This window comes from Rhizobacter sp. P1_G5 (assembly GCF_056405435.1).
This window is the reverse complement of sequence record NZ_JBFUCB010000804.1, coordinates 1-2,300: the sequence shown is the minus strand read 5'-3', so window position 1 is coordinate 2,300 and position 2,300 is coordinate 1. Positions and strand designations below refer to the sequence as shown.

Annotated in this window: 2 protein-coding genes and 2 pseudogenes; 2 read left to right on the top strand and 2 right to left on the bottom strand. The window is 69.5% G+C overall.

The features are described from left to right. Positions 1 to 188: pseudogene (locus AC1D12_RS31310) on the top strand (hypothetical protein); the annotation flags it as partial. A gap of 1 nt (position 189) precedes the next feature. On the opposite strand, the gene AC1D12_RS31305 reads toward AC1D12_RS31310, so the two are convergent. After that, on the bottom strand, positions 190 to 1,557 hold the full coding sequence (locus AC1D12_RS31305; protein WP_477845084.1) for an N-acetylmuramoyl-L-alanine amidase: 1,368 nt from the start codon (positions 1,555 to 1,557) through the stop codon (positions 190 to 192). Then, positions 1,554 to 2,042, bottom strand: coding sequence for a tRNA (adenosine(37)-N6)-threonylcarbamoyltransferase complex ATPase subunit type 1 TsaE (gene tsaE / locus AC1D12_RS31300; RefSeq protein WP_477826088.1), 489 nt, complete (start codon positions 2,040 to 2,042; stop codon positions 1,554 to 1,556). The genes AC1D12_RS31305 and tsaE overlap by 4 nt, the downstream gene beginning before the upstream one ends. On the opposite strand from tsaE, the pseudogene AC1D12_RS31295 reads away from it, so the two are divergent. Next, a pseudogene (locus AC1D12_RS31295) lies at positions 2,043 to 2,300 on the top strand (tRNA epoxyqueuosine(34) reductase QueG); the annotation flags it as partial. It abuts the gene before it with no gap.

Genomic DNA, 2,300 nt, shown 5'->3' with positions numbered 1-2,300 from the left:
AGTTCACGCTGTACGACGTGTCGGGCGCGGTGCTGTGGGTCGGCGGCGTGACGCTGGCCGGCTACCTGTTCGGCAACATCCCGTGGGTCAAGGAGCACCTCGACAAGATCATCTGGGGGGCGATCCTGCTGCCGGGGCTGCTGGTGCTGTTCGGGGCGTGGAAAGCGCGGCGGGCCCAGACAGCGTGATTCACAGCTGGCGTTGCCTTGCGAGAGGCGGGTTCTTCGCGAAGTAGCGCCGGATCCCGGTGGTCAGCGCGTCGACCAGCTGCAGCTGGTACTGCGGGTCGCGCAGCTTGGCTTCTTCTTCCGGGTTCGAGATGAAGGCCGTCTCGACCAGGATCGACGGGATGTCGGGGGCCTTCAGCACCGCGAAGCCGGCCTGCTCGACGCTGCCCTTGTGCAGCTTGCCGACCTTGCCGATCTGGCCCAGCACCTCGCTGCCGAGCTTCATGCTGTCCTTGATCTGCGCGGTCGTGCTCATGTCGAGCATCGCGCGCAGCACCGCGGCGTCCTTGGCCTTGAAGTTGACGCCGCCCACCATGTCGGCAGCGTTCTCCTTGTCGGCCATCCAGCGCGCCGCCGAGCTGCTCGCGCCGTGCTGCGACAGCGCGAACACCGAGGCGCCGCGCGCCTTCGGCGTCAGGAAGGCATCGGCATGGATCGACACGAACAGGTCGGCCTGCACGCGCCGCGCCTTGCGCACCCGGTCCTGCAGCGGCACGAAGAAGTCGGCGTCGCGGGTCATCATCGCGCGAAAGCCCGGCAGCCCGTTGATGCGGTCGCGCAGTTTCAGCGCCACCTGCAGCACCACGTCTTTCTCGTGCAGCCCGCTCGGACCGCTCGCGCCCGGGTCCTCGCCCCCATGGCCGGGGTCGAGCGCGACGATGATCAGCCGGTCGATGCGCCCCTGCGACATCGGCGGCACCGTGGCGGCACCGGACGCCAGCGGCCCGCCATGCGGCTGCGAGGCCGCGGCCACCGGCGGCTGCGATGGCGCCGGCGCCGGCAGCGGCTTGATGTTCACGTCCGGCGGCCGGCCGATCTTGCCGATGAACTCGCCGAGGGCGTCCTGCACCTCCTGGGCCGCACGCTGCTCGGCCTGCTCCTTGTCCTTGATCAGCGTGAGCAGCGGATCACGCTCCTCGGTCGGATAGAGGTCGAACACCAGCCGGTGCTGGTAGGCCGCCACCGGCGCCAGCGTGAACAGCTGCGGCGCGGTCGCCTGCTTCAGGTCGATCACCAGGCGCACGACGCGCGGCTGGTTCTGCCCGACCCGCACGCCGCCGATGAACGGATCGTCGGAACGCACCTTGCCCACCAGTTCGCGCAGCGCGGGACTGAGCTCCAGCCCATCGATGTCGATCACCAGCCGGTTCGGGTTCTCGGCCAGGAAGTGCTTGACCGACAGCGCCGAGTCGGACTCGAGCGTCACGCGGGTGTAGTCGGCGGCCGGCCAGACGCGCACCGCGACGATGGTTGCGCCGAACGCGAGCTCGTTGGCGCCGAGCAGCAGCACGAGGCTGCCGAGGCCTTGCAGCGCAGCGCGCCGCTTCATGCCAGCAGCTCCACGCCGAGCGGCGTCTGCGCGGCCAGGCGCACGCGGCGCGGCCCCCCACCCTCTTCGCCCGCGTCAACGTCATCGAACGCGATGTCGATCCGCAGATCGGCCACGGGAAGCAGCTCCTGTGCCTTCTCCGGCCACTCGGCGATCTTCAGCCCAGGGGCACCGAACACGTCGCGGAAGCCCGCGTCCTCGAACTCCTGCGGATCCTCGAAGCGGTAGAAATCGAAATGCGAGATGACCGGTGCGCCCGGCAGCGGATACTGCTCCATCACCGCATACGTCGGGCTCTTGATGCGCCCGGTGACGCCGAGCGCCTGCAGCAGGTGGCGCGTGAAGGTGGTCTTGCCGGCCCCCAGCGGGCCGTGCAGTTCGATGAAGGCATGGCGCAGCGAGGGATGCGCCGCCAGCCGCTGCGCGGTGGCGGCGCAGGCGGCCTCGTCGGGCCAGGGCAGCGATCGGGTTTCTAGAATCGTCAAATGACCGAAGCTCAGCAGTTGGACGGTGATGGCCTGGTCGCGCAGCTGCGCGACTGGGGCCTCGCGCTCGGATTTTCACAGATCGGCGTCGCCGATGTGGATCTGTCCTCCGCCGAGGCAGGGCTTCTGGCGTGGCTGCGCGACGGTTTCCATGGCGAGATGGGCTACATGGCCGCGCATGGCCTGAAGCGCGCCCGCCCCGCCGAACTGGTGCCGGGCACCGTGCGCGTGATCACCGCGCGMATGGACTATCTCCCC